The 18,555-nt window shown below is 69.0% G+C and carries 15 protein-coding genes; 5 read left to right on the top strand and 10 right to left on the bottom strand.

The annotated features are described in order from the left end of the window. Window positions 1-2: 2 nt before the first annotated feature. The gene (locus tag ABE422_RS04855; RefSeq protein WP_346482580.1) at window positions 3-1,832 is read left to right on the top strand and encodes a M56 family metallopeptidase; all 1,830 of its coding nucleotides are present in this window, start codon (window positions 3-5) and stop codon (window positions 1,830-1,832) included. 51 nt (window positions 1,833-1,883) lie between these two features. On the opposite strand, the gene ABE422_RS04860 is transcribed toward ABE422_RS04855, so the two are convergent. The 3 genes from ABE422_RS04860 to ABE422_RS04870 are packed head-to-tail and all read right to left on the bottom strand — an operon-like array spanning window position 1,884 to window position 5,851. Then, on the bottom strand, window positions 1,884-2,219 hold the full coding sequence (locus ABE422_RS04860; protein ID WP_313211190.1) for an I78 family peptidase inhibitor: 336 nt from the start codon (window positions 2,217-2,219) through the stop codon (window positions 1,884-1,886). Window positions 2,220-2,267: 48 nt separating this feature from the next. Beyond that, the gene (locus tag ABE422_RS04865) at window positions 2,268-3,374 is read right to left on the bottom strand and encodes a ribonuclease H-like domain-containing protein (RefSeq protein WP_346482581.1); all 1,107 of its coding nucleotides are present in this window, start codon (window positions 3,372-3,374) and stop codon (window positions 2,268-2,270) included. Beyond that, window positions 3,371-5,851 (bottom strand): DEAD/DEAH box helicase, encoded by a 2,481-nt coding sequence (locus ABE422_RS04870; protein ID WP_346482582.1) that lies wholly within the window; start codon window positions 5,849-5,851, stop codon window positions 3,371-3,373. Before ABE422_RS04870 ends, ABE422_RS04865 begins: the two co-directional genes overlap by 4 nt. 145 nt (window positions 5,852-5,996) lie before the next feature. Between ABE422_RS04870 and ABE422_RS04875 the strand changes: the two genes are divergently transcribed. Further along, window positions 5,997-6,503, top strand: coding sequence for a hypothetical protein (locus ABE422_RS04875; protein WP_313219836.1), 507 nt, complete (start codon window positions 5,997-5,999; stop codon window positions 6,501-6,503). Between the two features lie 4 nt (window positions 6,504-6,507). Here ABE422_RS04875 and ABE422_RS04880 read toward each other — a convergent pair whose 3' ends face one another. Next, window positions 6,508-8,496, bottom strand: a complete 1,989-nt coding sequence (locus tag ABE422_RS04880) for a hypothetical protein (protein ID WP_346482583.1) — start codon at window positions 8,494-8,496, stop codon at window positions 6,508-6,510. 391 nt (window positions 8,497-8,887) lie between these two features. Here ABE422_RS04880 and ABE422_RS04885 point away from each other — a divergent pair, with 391 nt between their 5' ends. From ABE422_RS04885 to ABE422_RS04895, 3 genes are read left to right on the top strand one after another with little or no spacing between them, the layout of a single operon-like run. Continuing rightward, window positions 8,888-9,616, top strand: coding sequence for a hypothetical protein (locus ABE422_RS04885; protein WP_313211195.1), 729 nt, complete (start codon window positions 8,888-8,890; stop codon window positions 9,614-9,616). A 9-nt stretch (window positions 9,617-9,625) separates the two neighbouring features. After that, window positions 9,626-10,126 (top strand): sigma-70 family RNA polymerase sigma factor, encoded by a 501-nt coding sequence (locus ABE422_RS04890; protein WP_313211196.1) that lies wholly within the window; start codon window positions 9,626-9,628, stop codon window positions 10,124-10,126. Further along, complete coding sequence (locus ABE422_RS04895) at window positions 10,123-10,734, top strand: hypothetical protein (protein WP_346482584.1); 612 nt, start codon at window positions 10,123-10,125, stop codon at window positions 10,732-10,734. The genes ABE422_RS04890 and ABE422_RS04895 overlap by 4 nt, the downstream gene beginning before the upstream one ends. A 32-nt stretch (window positions 10,735-10,766) precedes the next feature. Here ABE422_RS04895 and ABE422_RS04900 read toward each other — a convergent pair whose 3' ends face one another. From ABE422_RS04900 to ABE422_RS04925, 6 genes are all read right to left on the bottom strand, one after another. Further along, the gene (locus ABE422_RS04900; protein ID WP_346482585.1) at window positions 10,767-12,599 is read right to left on the bottom strand and encodes a hypothetical protein; all 1,833 of its coding nucleotides are present in this window, start codon (window positions 12,597-12,599) and stop codon (window positions 10,767-10,769) included. After that, the gene (locus ABE422_RS04905; protein WP_346482586.1) at window positions 12,596-14,761 is read right to left on the bottom strand and encodes a hypothetical protein; all 2,166 of its coding nucleotides are present in this window, start codon (window positions 14,759-14,761) and stop codon (window positions 12,596-12,598) included. Before ABE422_RS04905 ends, ABE422_RS04900 begins: the two co-directional genes overlap by 4 nt. Next, window positions 14,758-15,876: a BatA domain-containing protein gene (locus ABE422_RS04910; RefSeq protein WP_346482587.1), complete on the bottom strand. Its 1,119-nt coding sequence runs from the start codon at window positions 15,874-15,876 to the stop codon at window positions 14,758-14,760. The genes ABE422_RS04905 and ABE422_RS04910 overlap by 4 nt, the downstream gene beginning before the upstream one ends. Further along, window positions 15,873-16,769 (bottom strand): DUF58 domain-containing protein, encoded by an 897-nt coding sequence (locus tag ABE422_RS04915; RefSeq protein ID WP_346462748.1) that lies wholly within the window; start codon window positions 16,767-16,769, stop codon window positions 15,873-15,875. The genes ABE422_RS04910 and ABE422_RS04915 overlap by 4 nt, the downstream gene beginning before the upstream one ends. A gap of 10 nt (window positions 16,770-16,779) precedes the next feature. Then, the gene (locus tag ABE422_RS04920) at window positions 16,780-17,763 is read right to left on the bottom strand and encodes a MoxR family ATPase (RefSeq protein WP_313211202.1); all 984 of its coding nucleotides are present in this window, start codon (window positions 17,761-17,763) and stop codon (window positions 16,780-16,782) included. A 61-nt stretch (window positions 17,764-17,824) separates the two neighbouring features. Then, window positions 17,825-18,526 (bottom strand): DUF4159 domain-containing protein, encoded by a 702-nt coding sequence (locus ABE422_RS04925; protein WP_346462746.1) that lies wholly within the window; start codon window positions 18,524-18,526, stop codon window positions 17,825-17,827. Window positions 18,527-18,555 lie beyond the last annotated feature (29 nt).

Genomic DNA, 18,555 nt, shown 5'->3' on the forward strand with positions numbered 1-18,555 from the left:
TGATGAGTGAAGTGCTGATGCGCCTGGGCTGGACCAGCCTACAGAGTGCGGTGCTGGTGGCGCTGGTGTGGGGCGTGTGCCGGCTGCTGCCGCAGCTGCCGTCCGCCACCCGTTGCCGGCTGTGGTGGCTGGTGGCCGCGCAGGCCGTGCTCGGCCTGCTCTGGAGCAGCCCGCTGGAACTGGCGGTGTTGCCGGCCCCGGCGGCGGTGACGGCACCGGCGATGGCGCTGCCCGCGTTCGACGCCGCCGTGCAGGCCGCGCCGGTCACGTACGCCGCCACGGCGCTCGAGTCGGCGACGATGACAGCCTCCTGGCCCTTGCTGCTGCTGGCCGCGTGGGCTGCCGGTGTGCTGCTGATGCTGATGCACAGCCTGCGCGGCTACCGCGCCAGCCGCGCGCTGGTGCGCAGCGCCACCGAGTGCACCGACGCCGGCCTGCAGCAGGCGCTGCAACTGGCCGCCGAAGCGCATGGCCTGCGGCGCTCACCTCAGCTGAAGCTTTCCGCGCAGATCCGGTCGCCGCAGTTGATCGGCCCGTGGCGGCCGGTGCTGCTGCTGCCGGCCCGCGAGCTGCCGACGATGTCGGCGGACGATCTGGACATGGCGCTGACCCACGAACTGATCCATCTGCAGCGCCGTGACCTGTGGTGGGGGTTGCTGCCAGCGCTGTCGCAGCATCTGTTCTTCTTCCATCCGCTGGTCCACGTGGCGGCCCGCGAATATGCGCTGGCTCGCGAAGAAGCCTGCGATGGGGCGGTGGTGGCCGGGCATGATCACTGCCGCCATGACTACGGTCGCCTGCTGGTGCAGCTGGGTGTGGCGCCCCGTCCCGCCGTCGGCGTGGCCAGCGCCTCGCCGAACCTGCGCAGTCTCAAGCGCCGGCTGCGAACGCTGCAGCAGACCCGCAGCGTCCCGCGCGTGGCCTCGCTGGCAATCACCGCGCTGTTCGTGGTGATCGGTATTGCACCGTTGCGTCTGGTGGCTGCACCGCCGCCGCCGGCCGCACCCCAGGCACCGGTCGCGCCGACCGCGCCCGCCCCGCCCGCGCCACCGGCCCCGGCACCCGAACCGCCGCCGGCGCCACCGCCGGTATCCGCCCCGCAGCCCCCGCAGGCCCCTGCTGCACCGCGCGCACCGGCGCCGCCCGAGGCCCTGGCTGACGACGTGAGCTTCGTGACCCACGGTAAACTCAACATCACGCGTCAACCCGCGCAGGCCTTCGTGTTGATTGGCGGCGAGAGCAATTTCGTCGATGCCTCCGTCGCTGATCTCAAGCAGGCACGACGCGATGCCGGCAACGATCAACCGGCGCTGTGGGTGCGCCGCGGCCAGGACCGCTATCTGATCCGCGATCCGGCGGTGCTCAAAGCGCTGGGACACACCCAGACGGAAGTGGCCGCGCTGGGAACGGCGCAGGCCGAGCTGGGCAACCGCCAAGCGGCGATTGGTCAACAGATCGCGGCGGCATCGTTGCAGATCACGGCCGATGCAATGGCCTCGGTGGATGTCAGCGCGGTGGTCAACAGCGCGATCCGCGATGCCGGTCTGGATGCCGCTGTCGAAGCTGACCGGGCGGCCCGCCAAGGGGCTCGCCAGTCACGTGCAGCGGCGTCGGCTGCCAGCCAGGCCGCACGCGAAGCACGTACCGCCTCAGCCAGGGCGGTGGACGCCCGCCAGATCGCGCTGGTGGCGCGTGAGCAGGCCGAACTGGGCAAGGAACAGGCGCGCCTGGCACAGCAGCAGAGTGTGGCCTCGGCGCGTGCGGTGCGCGACGTGCGCACCGCGATCGATCAGGCACTGGCCAGCGGCAAAGCGGAGCGCGTGCGCAACTGATCGCCACGTTCGCCACGGCGGCCTGCGTGCCAGGCCGCCGGCTTCAACCGATTAGCCGCAGTTGGCCCGCACGATCCTGTTCTGTTCGTCCACTTCGATGCTGAGCCGGTCTTCGCGGAAATCCATGGTCATCGCCATGCCCGGCTTGAGCACGCGGGCATTGCGGGCACCGCTGTCCTTCACCGCCTTCTGGATCACCGCCTCGGTGGCAGTCTGCCCGGTCAGGCCGGTGAGCTTTTCCGGGTCGCATTGGGAGGCGCTGCCGGCTACCGCAGGCGGGGCGGTCGAGGTCGGGCTGTCCGGCGGCGTCGCGGCGGTCTTGGCCGGAGGGCTGCAGGCGGCCAGTGGCAGGGCACAGCCCAGGGCGAACAGAAGGTTCAGACGCATGTGGTGGTCCTCCCACGGTAAGTACCTGCAGTGTCCGTGGGTCGGCCTTTACACCGCGTCAATGGCCTGCAGCGCCAGGGTTTCCCGATCGCGCTGTTCCTCGGCCACCAGTCGCCGCATCAGCAGCGCCAGGGTCACCACGTCCTGGTGGTTGTGCTCGGCCACCCGGCGCAGGTTCACCGCACTGCCGCCACGCAGATAGTTCAACCACGCGGCCGGCGCTTCCGAGCCGGGCAGGTCATCCTCGCGCACGATCTGCAGCAGCTGCCGCTCGATCGTGGCCAGCCGGCAATTCTCCCAGGTACCGCGATAGCGGCGGCGGGTCGGGAACAGCAGGTCGACATGATCCAACGGCGTGATCGGGCAGCGTTGCCGGGCCAGCCGATAGCGCGTCTTGAGCAGCGGGGCGTCGTAGCAGCGCCCGTTGTAGCTGGAAAACACCGTGCTCGGCTGCAGCCACCCGGCGAACTCGCGCAGCATCGCGGTTTCCGCGGCCATCGTGGTCATCAGCAGCTGACGGATACGCAGGCCATCGCCGTGCTCGGGATGGGTGTGCCAATCCGCGGCACCGATCATGAAGGCCCGGGTGCCGGTGCCGCCGGCCAGGCCGGTGGTCTCGGTATCGAAGAACAGCAGGTCCTGCGGCCGCACCTGCTCGCCCTCGCGCTTGGCAAACGCCAGCGACAAAGGTTCGGTCGGAATGGCCTGGGTAACAAACGACTCGATCAGGAACAGGCCCGGCGCGATTTCCTCGCCGGGCACATGGCGGTCCTTGGCGTTCTCGCGCGGGGTGGCCGTGCCGAGGCTGCGATCGCGCAGCCCGAGCAGACGGCGCAGGCCACCTATCTCGGGTTTGCGCAGCGTGGGCGCGGGGACGGCCGGAACGACCGGTGCGGTGTCGCGCGCGGCGGCACCGGTTGGTTTGTGGCGGATCTCCTGCTCGACCCAGCCGAAGACGGAGGTGGGTGCGGGTTTGCGCGCCCGCGCATCGTTGGCTGCAGCCGGGAGTGGGGCCGAGACCGCGTCGCCGGGAGCATCCGTGACTACGGCACCGGATCCGCCACCGGTGGCGACGGCCGGACCAGAGGCAGGCGCCGCCGTCGCATCACCGGCCTGCCTGCGCAGCAGGCGCAGCTTGTCCAGGCTCAGGCTCACGGGGCGACCATCTCGGCGCTCTGGCGCTCACGCTCGGCGGCAGACGGCAACGCCGCGCTGTCGAACAGCTCCAGCACCTTCAACGCCAGCGCCTTGGGCGTGGTGGCATCGTCTTCCTGGCCGGCCAGTACCGGGCCCACGCAGGCCGGGCAGCCGGCCTTGCAGTCACAGCCCTGCACCAGCTCGCGCGCGCGCAGCAGCAGCTCGGCCTGGCGCAGCCACAGCGGTTCGCTCAGGCCCACACCGCCGGGGAAGTTGTCGTACAGATACACCGTCGGCACGAACTGCTGCTGCAGCTCGATCGCGCTGGCGTCGAACTCGGCACCCCGCAGCTGACCGCGGCCGCTCTGGTCGGCCACCGCGAACCACGCGCCGTCACCATTGCCAACCGCCTTCTGCAGGTCGCGCGCATCGGCCATCACCGCCACCGTGGCGACGATGTGCAGCGCGTAGGCCGCGCCGAGGAAGCCATCCAGCGCTTCCTGCTTGCTGTCGAACGCGGTCAGCAGCAGCGCCTGCGGCAACTGCCACCACACCGCGGTGGTGTGCAGCTCCTGGTCGGGCAGGTTGACCGGGCCGTAGCCGATGTTCTCGTGCGTGTAATAGCGGATCTTCTTGTAGCCGGCCACGCGCCGCACCACGTGCACCTCGCCATGGTGCGAATCGCCACGCCCGGCGATGCAGCCGTCGAAGCGGTCCAGCACCTTGAGCTTGGTGAAGTCGATGCTGTCGGTGTAGTAGTCCACGTGGGTGCGGGTGACGTAGGCCTTGCGGCCTTCCCAGTCCAGCCGTTCCACCTGGTAGGGGGTGGACTGCACCATGTGGATGGCGCCCTCATACAGCGTCAGCGCAGCGGCGGAGTAATCCACCTCCGCGATGATCTGCTGCTTGCCGTCACTGCGGTCCACCACCACGAAGTTGCCATCGGCCACCGAGCGCAGGCTGACCGCATTGGCCGGATAACTGTCGGCGATCCACTCCCAGCGGTCACCTTCGCGATGCACCACCTCGGTCTCGGCCAGGGCTTCCAGGAACACCAGCGGGTCGATCGGGCCGAACGGATCGCCGGCCAGGAACGGCAGCTCGAAGGCGGCGCAGCGGATGTGGTCGAACAGGATCAGCGGTTGGTCCGGTGCGGTACGCGCATGCTCGGGCGAGGCCTCGGCGAAGAAATCCGGATGCCGCACCACGTACTGATCCAACGGTTGCGAGCTGGCCACCATCACGCCCAGCGCGGGCTGTTGGCGGCGGCCGGCGCGGCCGAAACGCTGCCACGTCGCGGCGACGCTGCCCGGATAGCCGTTGAGGATCACCACGTCCAGGCTGCCGATATCCACACCCAGCTCCAGCGCCGAGGTGCTGACGATGCCGTCGATCTGCCCCGCGCGCATCGCCCGTTCGGTCTCGCGCCGCTCGGTGGGCAGGTAGCCGCCGCGGTAGGCACGAATGCGCGCCGGCTTGCGCGGGTCGTGATCGAAGATGTCCTTGAGGTACTTGGTGAGCACTTCGACCATCAGCCGGCTCTGCGCGAAGATCAGCGTCTTCAGCCCGGATTTGATCGCGATGCGGGCGATGCGGTTGCTCTGCGAGCGCGCCGAGGCGCGCAGGCCGAGATCGGCATTGACCACGGGCGGGTTCCACAGCAGCACGTGCTTGGGCCCACTGGGCGCGCCGGATTCGGTGATGGCCGTTACCGGCGCCTCGATCAACGCCTCGGCATGCGCCTGCGGGTTGCCGATGGTGGCCGAGCACAGGATGAACTGCGGCTCCACGCCATAGAACGCGCAGATCCGCTTGAGCCGGCGCAGCACGTTGGTGACGTGGCTGCCGAACACGCCGCGGTAGGTGTGCACCTCATCGATCACCACGTAGCGCAGGTTTTCGAAGAACTGCGCCCACTTGGTGTGATGCGGCAGGATCGCCTGGTGCAGCATGTCCGGGTTGGAGACCACGATGTCGCCGTGCAGGCGGATCGCTTGGCGCGCATCGCCCGGCGTGTCCCCATCGAAGGTGAAGGCCTTGACCCCCAGATCGCCGGCACGGTTGAGTTCCAGCAGCTCGGCCACCTGGTCCTGGGCCAGCGCCTTGGTCGGGAACAGGTACAGCGCCTTGGCCTTGCCCTGCATCGCGGCGCTGACCACCGGCAGGGTGTAGCACAGCGATTTGCCGCTGGCGGTCGGGGTCACGATGGCCACGTGCTCGCCGCGCTGGCTGGCCTCCCAGGCCTGGGCCTGGTGGCTGTACAGCTGCTCGATGCCGCGCGCTTTCAGCGCGTTGACCAGGGCATCGGGGACATCGGCCGGGATCGGCGCGTACTGGCCCTCGCGGGCGGGAATCGTGAAGCTGCCGGTGATGCGGTCGTTGTAGCGGCGCTGCAGGCGCGCAGTCAGCAGCGCGCCATCGCGCGAGGGCAGCCCATCGGTGGTGGCGAGGTTGCGCTCGGCGTCCTCGGTGCGCTTGGCGAGTTCGTAAGCCATGGTCACAACGGTCTGCAAAGGACGCTATGGAAACATGACCGCGTCTCAATGTCTGAGACATCGCGATGCAGGCCGGTGAATGGTTCAGTGCCCGCCCGCGCTATCTGGACAGCTGCCAGCAACGAAATTTGAAGGCGGCGTCCGTATGCTTGAGGGAGCCCGCACACACAAGGATGGCGCCGCAGTGGCATTACGTGGACACCAAGGTGCAGTTCTGCTGGCCAGCCTGCTGCTGGCCGCCGCCGCGCAGGCACAGCAGGTGGCGCCACCCGAACCCGTGGAGCCGCCGCCCCCGACAACGCAGGGGGATGTCACCACGCTGGGCGAGGTGCGCGCCCTCAAGCCCGACGACGAACCGCTGGACCTGTACCGCTTCAAGAATCCGGTACAGGTGCAGCCCAACCGCTTCAGCCGCACCTGGAGCGAACCACCCTCGCCGGAGCAGGTCAGCATGAGCGGTGGCTATCTGATGATGGGCATCAACAAGGGGCTGGCCGCCGCTGCGCAGGGCGTGAACAAACTTACCGGCGGACCCGACCAGATCCAGTCCGCGAGCGCCCGCCCACCGCCGGAGCTGACCGACGAAGAGCAGCGTCGCGCGCAGGAGGTGTGTGCGCAGCAGGGTGGGTGCCCGGTGCTGCCGGAGCCCTGATCGGTCAGGGCGACCAGCGGTGCATCGGCGCTGGCCGCTGGAGGATGTCCGCGTCCAGCGCGCTGCGGCGTGCGATGGCCCGTGGCACGTAGCGCACGCACTGTACCGCGTGGAACAGCATCAGCAGCAGCGCTGCCAGCAGCCATGCGCAACGGCCCAGCCCGGCGATGGCTGCATCGGAGGGCTCGGTCGGATCAATCTCCAGCCACTGCGTGCGCCCATCGTGGATACGCGCAGTGACCGTGCCAGAGACGGTGACCGGTCGAGCGATGGTCGCGGTGGCGCGCATGCGCTTCCACTGGTCATGCGCCGTGCCGAGCCAAGCGTCGCCGACAGAGTGGAACTCACCCGGCGAAGCCGTCACCAGGACCACGCCGTCCTGCTGCTGTGCGAGCAGCGCAGGCGTCTGCGCCGCCCACCGCGACAGCACATGCGCATCGGCCGCCTGCTCGACCGCAGTGTTGATCTTTCTGATCACGTGGCTGGGAAACGTCAGGCCCTCCTGACCCGCCTGATCGCTGGCGAGACGGGCGGCGCGCATGAGCGAGGCCCAGTCATGATCGCCATGCGCGGTGTGATCGCTCTGCCAGGACAGCAGACGCAGCAACGTTGACTGAAGGTCGCCGCAGGCATCCAGGCCCTGCACGCACGCGGCATCGACGCGCTCCAGCAGGTCGCCGAGTCCGGTTACCTGGCGAAAGGGTGCCAACAGATCGGTGGTCCCGGCGTACTGCGTACGCAGCTGCGTATCGTAGGACCCCAATCTCAGGATCGGTTCTGCGATCTCCAGTTCAGCCATCGGCACCTGGGGCACTCCCCAGCGGACCCGGTCGCAGTCGGCGGTGGCCACGGTATGGCCGTGCCGTTGCTGAGGCACCAACTCGCACGTTGCGCGCACGCGCAGGTGCACACCATCGCCGATGGCGGGAGGGCGTTGCAGCAGGCTGCCGGGGTCAGCATCGGTACGGAGCTGGTGCGCCGAGAACAATCGCATCGCGCGCTGCACTTCGTAGGTGGGGCCATCGCTGGCACTCAGCGCAAGGCACAGCGACACCAGCGCTACCGCGAGCATCAGGGCATGCCGCGCCAGCGGCACTGGTGGATATCGACGATGCTCATCCAGCATCGACCAGCCCGGACCCAGGGACAGTACGCGCCGGCTGTGCCGGTATATCTCGGCTTCGATTGGGTGACCCGCCTGCAGTCCCTTCGATTCGTTCCAGTCGTGGCAGGGGCGAATCCGCTGGTCGTTGCCGATCAACACGTGACATCCGGTGCCCGCAGGATCGCCGGGGCGCAGAAGCTGCAAGCGGTTCAGGCGACCATGCACCCGGTCGATTGGCTGAAGGGCAGCCGGACCAACCTGCCGACGCAGATAGAAGCCGGCCGACAACAGCATCAAGGCCAGTCCTGCACCCAGCACGCCCCAGGCCCACGGGCCGTTGTCCCAGAGCAGGGCCACGCCGCAGGCATTGGCCAGCAGGGCCAACCCGGCAGCCGCCCACGGCGTACCGGGGCGGCGACGGAGCCGGCGTTCCTCCGGATGCTCCATGCGCTCGCCCACGTGTCGTGCGGGCGTCCGTAGCGCGCGTGACCCTGCTGTGGTGATATCGAATGCATTGAGCCGCACCACGATCGCATAGCCCGGCCCCAGAACGACCTCTGCGGTGTTCTGCTCGGCCAGGTGGTCCGCCGCATCAAAGGGCAGCAGTACGTCCACGCCGCCCACGCTCTCCCGCACGAATGAGATACCCCGGTTGCGCAACACTTCGCGGATATGGGGGCCGCTCAGTGCGCGCACCTCGGCATCCACGGTGAGGTCAAGGCAGGCATGGAGCGGCGCCAGGGCGGCGCGCTCTTTGACCGACAGCACACGCAGGGGTGCCTGCTCGCATAACCGTTCGAAGAAATGACGGGCGTCACGCCGTCGTTGCCACTGTATGACCGGCGCCAGAAACAAGAGGACGAGCACGCCGAATGCCATGATCTTCATCGCAAGCGGGCTGCCTCAAGGGGGACGGTGTACCAGGCCGATGTCCCCATCGAGTCGATCTTCACCATGGCAGGTGCATTCGTCATGCTCATGTCAGCGTGTGGAAAACCAGGCAGGTTGGCAGTTTGCCGGCGCGCTCACCATGCAAGAAGTTGTAGTTCATGGCACCACGGGAACGCGCTTCTGCCGAGCATCACCTCCGCGCGGTTGCAGTCGCTGAAATGCTCCATGACGTCGTACGGGAGAATGACGTGGGTGCCGCCAGCAGAGTGCGGCGCATGCCAGCCGGAAGCATCACGACTGACCTCTGGGCCTAGTGATCCAGACCATCTGTCAGGTTTTCCACGCATTGACGGTCTTCTAAAGGACGCACGCCCACATGGAGAGCCGCATGCTTACCCCTGACACCGTTCTGCCGTCACCTCACGCAAGCGCCTGGTCCGCCCGTCGCATGTGGCACTGGTGGGCCGCAGCCTGGCGCATGTACCGGCAGGCGCCGATACGCTGGTTCGGGCTGTCCCTGGTGCCGATGGCGCTCGAACTCGTCCTGCAGGTGTCCATTCCGGTGGCCGGCGTGGTGCTGTCCAAGTTCGTGGTGCCGGTCGCATCGGTGTGGTGCCTGATCGTCCTGGACCAGCGTGTGCGCAATGGCCGCTTCGCCATAAGGCAAGGCATGGCCCGGACGTTCCGGCTGCGCGGCCGTCTGCTGCAGTTGGCTGTGTTGTCAGCGAGTGTGTTCGCCTTCCAGATCGCGCTGCTGTGGATGTGGGTCGGGCCGTCGGTGGCGCTCGGCGTGGCGACGGGGGATCCGGCGGTGGTCACCCAGCTGACCCGCCTGCAGCTGGCCACCGTCTTCGCGGCGGGGACGCTGCCGGGCATGCTGCTGTTCTTCACCGCGCCGCGGGTGGTGCTGGAGCATGCAGGAGTGGTGGAGGCATTGCACGAGAACCTCCGGCTGCTTAACGTGGGCTGGCGGCCGCTTGCGGTGTACCTTGCGCTATCGATCCTGCTGGTTGGCAGCGTGGTGTTCCAGCCGTGGTTGCTGTTGCCGTTGCTGCAGCTGGGGTATGTGGGCTACTGGGCCTACCGCGATGCATTTGATTCCGTTGCCGCTGACTGAGCCGCCGCCTTGCCGCTGCCGACCGCCGCTGACCTGCAGTCCATCCTTCGTGAGCACTGGCCGATGCTGAGCCGACTGGCCCACAGCTACACGCGCGATATCGCCCGCCGCGATGATCTCCTCCAGGAAGTCAGCATCGCGGTATGGCAGGCGCTCCCGCGCTGGCGTGGCGACGGCTCGTTGCGTGCCTTCGTCGCACGTGTTGCCCACAACCGCTGCGTCGATGTATTCGCCAAGGAGCAGCGCCTGTCTGCCAGTGATCTGGATGAGACCTGGCCCGATCCGCATGCCGATCCGCTGCGCCATGCCGAAGCACAACAGCAGCGCGATGGCCTGCTGACTGCCGTTCTCAGTCTGCCACTCGGCTACCGGCAGGTCGTGTCCCTCGCGTTGGAGGGATTCGCCCACCGCGAGATTTCCGAAGCGCTGGGGCTGGAAGAGAATGCGGTCGCGCAGCGGTTGAGCCGCGCCAGGCGAATGCTGCGAGATCTGATGGGAGCTTCGCGATGACCGCGATCGACGACGAGAACACGGGGTGGGATGCACTTGCGATGCGCTGGCAGGCCCAGCCCAGCGGAGTGCCCGATGTGCAGGTACTTCAGCGCGAGGTGCATCGCCGGAGCCGCCGCCTGCGCATGGTCTGGAGTGTTGAGGTGGTCCTGGCAGTACTGTCGCTTGCCAACTGCGTCCGGGCATTGTCACTGGGTGAGCGACTGCCTGTGCCCGCCGGACTGGTGTGGTTCCTGATCGGGCTGATCATCGCCATGACGGGCTGGACGCTGTGGCAACGCCGACGCCAGTGGTACGCGAAGGCACTCGATGCACGCGCGCTGATGGCGTTCGAAGCTGAGCGCTCACGCACGGCGCTCCGTATCTGGCGCGTGTCGACATGGGTGAGTGTGGCGCTGTGGACGGCGATGACGCTCTGGGCATTGTTCACGGCGCAGGGGCGGATGCCGATGGTGCAGGTTGCACCCCCTGCGGCATGGGCCTTGAACATCGTGGTCAATGCCGTCGTCGTAGGGGTGTTTGCGGGCGCAGCCTGGGTGGTATGCCGCCGGCACCGGCAGCGACTGCAGCGGTTGCATTCACTGGAGAGGATGATGGACGTTGACTGAGCTCAGCAGGCATTACTGACACCCTTGGCGTATCACCGTGCAGGGGCTGCCACCCGCCGCCGCTCCAGCCACCACAGCAGCCCGGCCGCCAGCACGAAGGCGAGCAGCCACGGCCACCGTGCGCCCGGCGTCTCGACCACGCCAGCCGATGCTGCGGCGGCGCCGGTGGCCAGGCGCTGGGCCGTCGCGTCGCGCAGCTGCTGCCGATACAGCGGTCGCGCGCTGGCCGGATCGAAAACGTAGAACGCGTGGCGGTCTTCGCCCTGCTGCAGCTGATGCCAGCCCGGCTGGTTCGGCCAGTAGCCGGCGCAGTGTTCGGCACCGCTGGCCGGGTCAACCCGAAGCGGGATCAGTGTGCCATCCGGCGCGCGCACCTGTGCCGACTCCCGAAGCTGGCACAGTGCCACGCGCTCGCCGGACCAAGGGGTGGTGGTCTCTACGCGTGGCGCATCCGCGGCGGGAAGCGGGCGTGCCACGCTGGCCAGCACGCCGCTCCACAGCTCGGCGTGGCGATCGCCGCGGCCGGCCAGCACAAGCCGATAGGTGTCGGTGATGGGCAGCAGTGCAATGCGGCCACGTCCGAGGGCGCGATGGCCACCGACTGCCATGCCCTTGTCATCGTGCAGCAGGGGTGTCACATCGCTGATCTTCAGGCCCAGCTGCTCCAACACCGGTAGCGCGGCCTGGTGCGAGGCGGTGTCGGCCTCATCGATGTAGGCGGTGGTGTCCGATGCGGGCCGCTGTGGGCCGCGGCGTGCCTGCAGCAACGCGGCGTCGACATCGGTCGGCAGTGACAGGGGCACCGCTTGGTTTCCGCCGGTGACGGCCAGTCCCCAACTACGCAGCGTCTGGCGGGCGCCGTCGCCGAGCGGGCCGCCGGTGCGGACGAGAACGCCCAACCCGTTGCGGATCGCCTGTTGCAGCGTACTGCGTTGGGTGGCCGACAGCGCGGCCAGACTGCGCTCATCCAGCAGCACCACATCGGCCTGCGCCACCGTGGCTGCCGTGAGCGAGATCGGTGCATCGCCGAGCGACAGGCCGCCGCCGGCGTTGGCCTGGCTCTGCACCTGCAGCCCGGCATCGGTGGCCCAGCGGCGCAGGTATTTGAGCTCCGGGCCGGGCGCACCGGCCAGCAGCAACAGGCGGGGCGTCGCCGCGGCAGCGGTGTCCACAGGAACGGCAAGCGTATCGACCACATGCTGTTCGGCGTCGATCAGACGCAGGCCGAACACGCTCTGTCCGGCGACGCGAGCCACACCGCTGAGCTGCATCTTCCCTTCGGCATCTGGCGTAGACCTGTCGATGACCACACCGGCAGGATCCACCAGCTCGGCGCGTGGGTTCGACACGCCCTGCGCGCGCGCGCTGACGGTGAACACCGCACCGGGCGCAGTGACCGGCGGCGGCTGCAGTGCGATCCAGCCCTGTGGTGCGCTGGGCAATTCGATACGTACGCCACGGGGCAGCGCGGCATCGCGATCGCGGGCCGACAGGCCATCGCCGATCAGCCGAAGGGAGGTGGGACCCGGATGTTGGCGCAACACGGTGGCCAGGTCGGGTGCTGCGAGGGCGTCTGCCACCTTCGTCGCTTCCGGCAGCGCGACCACGGTCTCGCCCGGCGCCGCCGCCCAGCGCACCTGATCGGCCGCGCCCGTCAGCACGGTCAGCTGGCCACCGGCCACGCGCTGCATCGGTGGCACCAGGGTCAGGTAGAGCAGCACGGTCACCACGGCCTGCAACACCAGCAGGGTGGCGAACACGCCGCTTGCCCGCGCCGGTCCACGCCACTGCTGCCAGCACAGACGCGCGCTGCTCAGCAGCAGCACGGCGAGCAGCGCGAACAGGATCCAGCGCGGGTCGCTCACGGTGTCGCCTCCAGTGCATCCAGGTAGCGCTGACCCATGGCATCGGGTGCGCTGCGCCGGGCTACCTGCGGCAGCGGGCGCAGCAGGGCACGCCACAGCTGCGCGCGCAGGGCCTGATGGCAGTCGGCGCAGCCGGGGGTGATGCGCAGTGTTTCGATGGCGGCGGCCAGGCTCAGCGGGTCCGGCAGGCGTGTTTCATTGCGTCGGAGCCACTGGGTCAGCGCGTCCAGATCGGGGGCGCTGGCCGGATCGGCCAGCTGCTGCCAGACCTGCACGATGGCCTGGTCGGGTGCCTCCAGCGCACGCAGTGGCAAGGTGCGGCTGGCCAGGTCGGCGCGATCGCCGCTCATGCGTCGGCTCTCGTCGATCGGCGGCAGTTCCGGGCCGACCCGCGCCAGGTAGATGCGCTCGGCCTGCTGCACTTCCTTGATGAAGCCCAGCGCCTTGTAAGCGTAGGGCAGGGCACGCTCGGGCTGGCCCTGGCGCAGTTCGCCTTCCGAGGACCACATCTGGTCCAGTGCTGCCTTCAGCGTGGCGCGCGTCTTGGGATCGAGCAGGGTCGCGGCCTCGGCGTGATCGTGGGTATGACCGTACTCGGAGAGCACATCGGTGGCGCTGCCGAACACCGGGGCGCTGCCGTCGGTCGGCGCGCCGTGGTCGTGATCATCATGGCCGGCCTGCGCCTGGGCATGCTCACCATCGTGATCATGATCGTCATCGTGCGCGGCCGCTGGTGTGTCACTGGTCGGCAGGGCATCGCTGGTCGGCGGCGGCTTGGCCCCGCCTTCGCTTTCCTCGCCGAGGAACTGGCCATAGCGCAGGCGCAGGATGCGCTGGTCCACGCCGATCGCATCGGAACGCTTCACGAATTCCTCTGCCGGCAGCTGGCGGCGCTGTTTGATCAGGGCTTCGGCGTCGATGATGATCTGGCGCTGGCTGCGGAAATACGCTGGCAGGGTCTTCTTGACCATGCCCTCCATGTCGGTGCCCTGGATCTCCGCGGCGCTGGGCAGGCGCAGGATCACGCTGCTGCTCTGGGCGCTCTGCGCAGTGGGTGTGTGGGTATCACGTACGGTCAGCTGCGCGATCACGTCGTTGCCTTCGGTGGCGCCCAGCGCGGCCAGGTCCAGCGTGCGCGCGAAACGCCGCTGCGTCGCCGGCCCGGTGCCGGTCAGGCTGAACGTCTGCTCGCGGAAGGTGATGTTCTCGCCGCTGCCCTGGGCCAACGTGACCTTCAACTGCGCGGTGGCGACCACACCATAGTCGTCGGTAGCCTCGAACTGCAGCGGCCACTGACGTTGGCCGGGCGTACCCAGCACGAGACTGCGGTCGGGCGCGATCACGCGCACCACGGGCGGGCGATCGGGCACCACATCGAGCCGGTACAGGCGGGTGTCGCGCAGGGCAGGCTCGGTGACCACGCGATACAGCGCCGGACGCGTGGCGGTCCACTGCGCGGTCCATTGTTCGCCGTCACGCGCCAGCGCGATGCGCTGGCCATCGTGGAACTGCAGGGTCGCGGTCTGCGGCTGCGCGGAGAAACGCAGTGACCAGTGCAGGCGACTGTCCTGCGGGACCTTGCCGTCCAGCGCGCTCTGCACACGCGCGGCCTGCCCGGTGTAGGCCGGGGCGGTGATCTCCAGCCGGGCGGAACGCAGCTGTGGTGGTTGCGCAGGTGTGGCCGGCGGTGCCGCCGTGCCCGGGAACAGGGGCGCCGCGTTCTGGCCGCGTGGCCAGCCCAGCGCAAGCGCGATCATCACCACCGACGTGATCACCGAGGCCAGCACCCACCGGCCCGGCCAGCGCGGCCGCAGTTCGGGCATGCGCGACTGCAGGGCGGCGGCGACATGTGCGCGCTGCCGCTGCTGCAACGGGTTCAATGCCGCCGGTATGGCAAACAGCAGGTCGGCACTGTCCTGCACGAGCGGGTGGTCGTCCAACCGGCGGACCAGCCATTGGCGATCCAGACGACGTGCGCGCCAGGTTGCCACGCCGACGCTGATCAGCAACGTCAACAGCAGGACCACCGTCGCCGCGTTGAAGCCTGCCAGCCGCCACGCCACCGCGCTGATCGCCACCGCGACCGGCACCGCGAGCAGGGTGGTGATCCACCATTGGCGCCGACGCGCGCGCTGCCAGGCGTGCTGGATGGCAGCGTTCATGCGCCTGCTCCGCGGCGCGGCGAGGTCGCCATCGCCCGTTCCAGCGCGAACAGCAGCACGATCAGCGCCAGCAGCCATGGGGTCAGCTCACGCGGTGCGGGAAGGGGTGCGGCAGCGCCACGCAACGGTGCCTGTGTGGCCGCAGGTGCGAGGGTGGGTGCGGCCGGTGCCGCGATGACCGCCAGCAATTGGCGGGGGAAGCCGGGATCGCGCAACGCCGGCAGCGCCGTCGGTGACAGCGCTGCGCTGAAGCGCAGCAGACGACCGCTGCCTTCCTGCCGTTGTTCCAGCACCACTGCACCCTCTGCATCGCGCAGGACGGGCATCCAGCCGGCCCCCGCAGCACCGGGCGCGACCAGCACACTGCCGCCCTGTTGCACCCACGTCTGCCAGGCGGCAGGCAGCGGCGTAGCAGCGAGCCACACGCCGGTCTGCCCGGCATCGGGGGCGGTATCAGCACCGCGGGCAGGCGACAGCGCCTGGTTGGACCAGGCGCGCTGCAGCGCGGCCAGCACGCGCTGCTCGCCTTCTGCGATATCGCCACCGACCTGCAGCACAGGCAGTGTCGCCGTACGCGCGCTGGCCGGCGCCATGAGGATCGGCCGCCAGTTCACGGCACGCGACAGGCGTGGACGCTCGCCATCCAGTCCGGGCATCGGGTCGGGCACGTACACCGTCAGCGGTGCGCCGGCAGGCAGTGTCTGGTCCAGCTCGCGCAGCAGGCTGGCCAGTGGTTGATGGGACGCCGGGGCGCCGTCGGCCAGCGCAGGGAAGCCAGGCGCCAGCCATCGCCAGTCGCCTTTGGCGTCCTGGCCACGCAGCGCCGCGCCGTCGAGACCAGGGGCGACGACCGTGACCGCGTGGGTATCGGCGCCGCCACCGTGCAGCACCGGCCGCGCCAGCAGCAAGGCCAGCGCGGCAAGCAACAGCAGCCGCACCAGCAGCAGCGGCCACGCATCGAAGCGGATTTTCTGACGCGGCCGGATCCGGGCCTGCAGCCAGCGCAGCGCGGCGAAGTCGAGTGGCGCGTACTGGTGGCGACGTGCCAGGTGGATCAGCAGCGGCACCAGCCAGGCCGCCAGTGCCAGCAGCCCGAGGGGAAACAGCAGGCTCACGCGCCGCCTCCGGCACCCAGCAGCGCACGCAGCGGCTGGTCCAGCGGCTGGTCGAGATAGCCGGTCGCATGCACGATTCCGCTGCTCTGCAGTCGCGCCTGCAACGCGCGCTGGGCGGCATCGAAACGGGCCAGGTATTCGGCACGGATCGCACGGCCGTCGCCCAGCAGCTCGTCGCCGGTTTCCGGATCGCGGAAACGGTGGCCGTCGGTGAACGGGAAATCGCGCTCTTCGGCCGTCAATAGCTGCAGGTGCAGCACCTCGCGGCGGGCGGCGGCCAGCCGTTCCAGCAGCACGATGCCGCCCTCGTCAAAACCGTCGCCCAGTGCGACCAGCAGGTCGCCGGCCTGCACCCGCTCCCAGACCGGGGCCAGCGAAGTGGCCGGCGGCCACGTGCCACTGGCCTGCAGCTGGCGCAGCAGCAGGTGCACGCGGTCGCGCTGGCGCGGGCCGTGCCCGGCGGGAACCAGTTGCACGCCCTCGCCGCTGATGGCGATCACCCCGAAGCGGTCGGCCTGCTGCAGGGCCAGTTCCACCAGGCAGGCGGCGGTCGCGCAGGCATGGTCCAGCCGCGACCAGTCCGGTCGCGCGCGATCACGCTGGCCCGCCGAGGCGGTCGCATCGATCAGCACCCAGGCCGTGATCGGACTTTCGCGTTCGGATTCGCGCACGAAGAACCGGTCCGAGCGCGCGTAGAGCTTCCAGTCGATCTGGCGCAGCTCATCACCGGGTTCGTAGGCACGGTACTGCGCGAACTCCAGCCCGGCGCCGCGGCTGCGGCTGGCGTGCTGGCCGATCCCGTGCGCGCCGCGCGCACGGCGTGGCAGCAGCCGCAGCGCCTTGAGGCGGCTGCGGACATCGGCGGGGATCGCGATCGGCGCGTTGCGGCTCACGGCGTGTGGATCAACCCGGGAACGGCACGGCCTGCAGCAGCGCGGCGACCACGTCGTCGGCGCTCTTCTGCTCGGCTTCGGCGGCAAACGACAGCAGCAGCCGGTGACGCATCACCGGCGCGGCCAGCGCCTGCACGTCCTCGCGGGTTGCGGCGAAACGGCCCTGCAGCAGCGCGCGCGCCTTGGCCGCCAACACCAGCGACTGCCCGGCGCGCGGGCCGGCGCCCCACTTGATCCACTGGTTCACCGCCGCCGGTGCGTCGCTGCCCGGGCGGCTGGCACGCACCAGGCGGGTGATCCAGGTGAGTACGTCTTCGCTGATGTGGACCTCGCGCACGGCAGCCTGCAGCGCCAGGACCTCGTCAGCCTCCATCACCTTGGGGACGCTGCCACTGGCGCTGCCGGTGGTCTGCAGCAGGATGTCGCGCTCTTCCTGTTCGGTGGGGTAATCCACCCGCACGTGCAGCAGGAAGCGGTCCAGCTGGGCTTCCGGCAGCGGGTAGGTGCCGGCCTGTTCGATCGGGTTCTGCGTGGCCAGCACGAAGAACGGCGCCGGTAGCGCATAGGTGGTGCCGGCGTAGCTGACGGTGCGCTCCTGCATCGCCTCCAGCAGGGCGGCCTGGGTCTTGGGCGGGGTGCGGTTGAGCTCGTCGGCCAGCAGCAGGTTCGTGAAGATCGGGCCCTTCTGGAACCGGAAGTGGCGGTGCCCGGTGCCGTGATCTTCTTCCAGCAGCTCGGTGCCGAGGATGTCGCTGGGCATCAGATCGGGCGTGAACTGCACGCGCCGGAACTGCAGCTCCAGCGCCTGCCCGAGCGAGCGCACCAGCAGGGTCTTGCCCAGCCCGGGCGCGCCTTCGAGCAGGCAGTGGCCGCCGGCCAGCAGGCCGATCAGCAGCTGCTCGACCACCGCGTGCTGGCCGACCACGGCCTGGGCCAGCGCGCCGCGCAGCTGCTGCAGTTTGGGAAGAAGGGCATCAAGGCGGTCGGTCGTCATAAGGCACTCGCATCAATCGATGTAGAGCCACGCCATGCGTGGCTGAAGAATCAGGAAGAAACTAGTTGTTCAACGCGTACATCACGATGTTCACCGCGAAACGAGTGTTGTCTTCGGCGAGGAAACGCTTGTTGCGCCAGTCGTAGTCCCACTCGCAGCCGTAGTCCTTGTTGCTGTAGAGCACGCCGAGCCGGCCATCGATCTCGATGCCCTTGAGGTAATCGTGGACCAGGTCGTCGCCCCAGCCATTGAGCTCGAACCCCGTGGCGGGCGGGCCCTCGGGGAAGCGGAAGAAGCTGCGGTACAGCGCGTGGTTGTTGGGCAGCTTGTTCAGCGCCTTCGGCCCGAACAGCTTGGCCATCTGTGCTTCGAAGGACTTCGCGAACAGACCATCGATATCGTGGTTGCAGTCATCCACGAACACGAAGCCGCCGTTGCGCACGTAACGCACGAAGTTCTGCCGCTCGGCGGCATTGAACTCGACCAGCTTGTGCCCGGCCAGGTAGCAGAACGGTGCCTCCAGCATGCGCGGATCGGACAGCGCGATCACGTGCTCGGTCGGGTCCACGCGCAGGGAGGTGTAATCGATCAGCGAGGTGATCACGTTGGATGGCATGCGCGCATCCACGTCCCAGTCGCCGGAGTCGTACTTGAGGCGGGTGAACCAGAAGTCATAACGCCCGGCCTGGGCGCGTGCCGGCGCGGGCAATGCCGCGAAGGCGGCACTGCCCAGCATCAGGCGCAGGAACTGTGCGCGGTTCATCGCCACGCACGTTCCCGGGTGTCACCGGC

This window comes from Stenotrophomonas sp. TWI1151 (assembly GCF_039673135.1).
In the GTDB taxonomy this organism is placed as follows: Bacteria; Pseudomonadota; Gammaproteobacteria; order Xanthomonadales; family Xanthomonadaceae; genus Stenotrophomonas.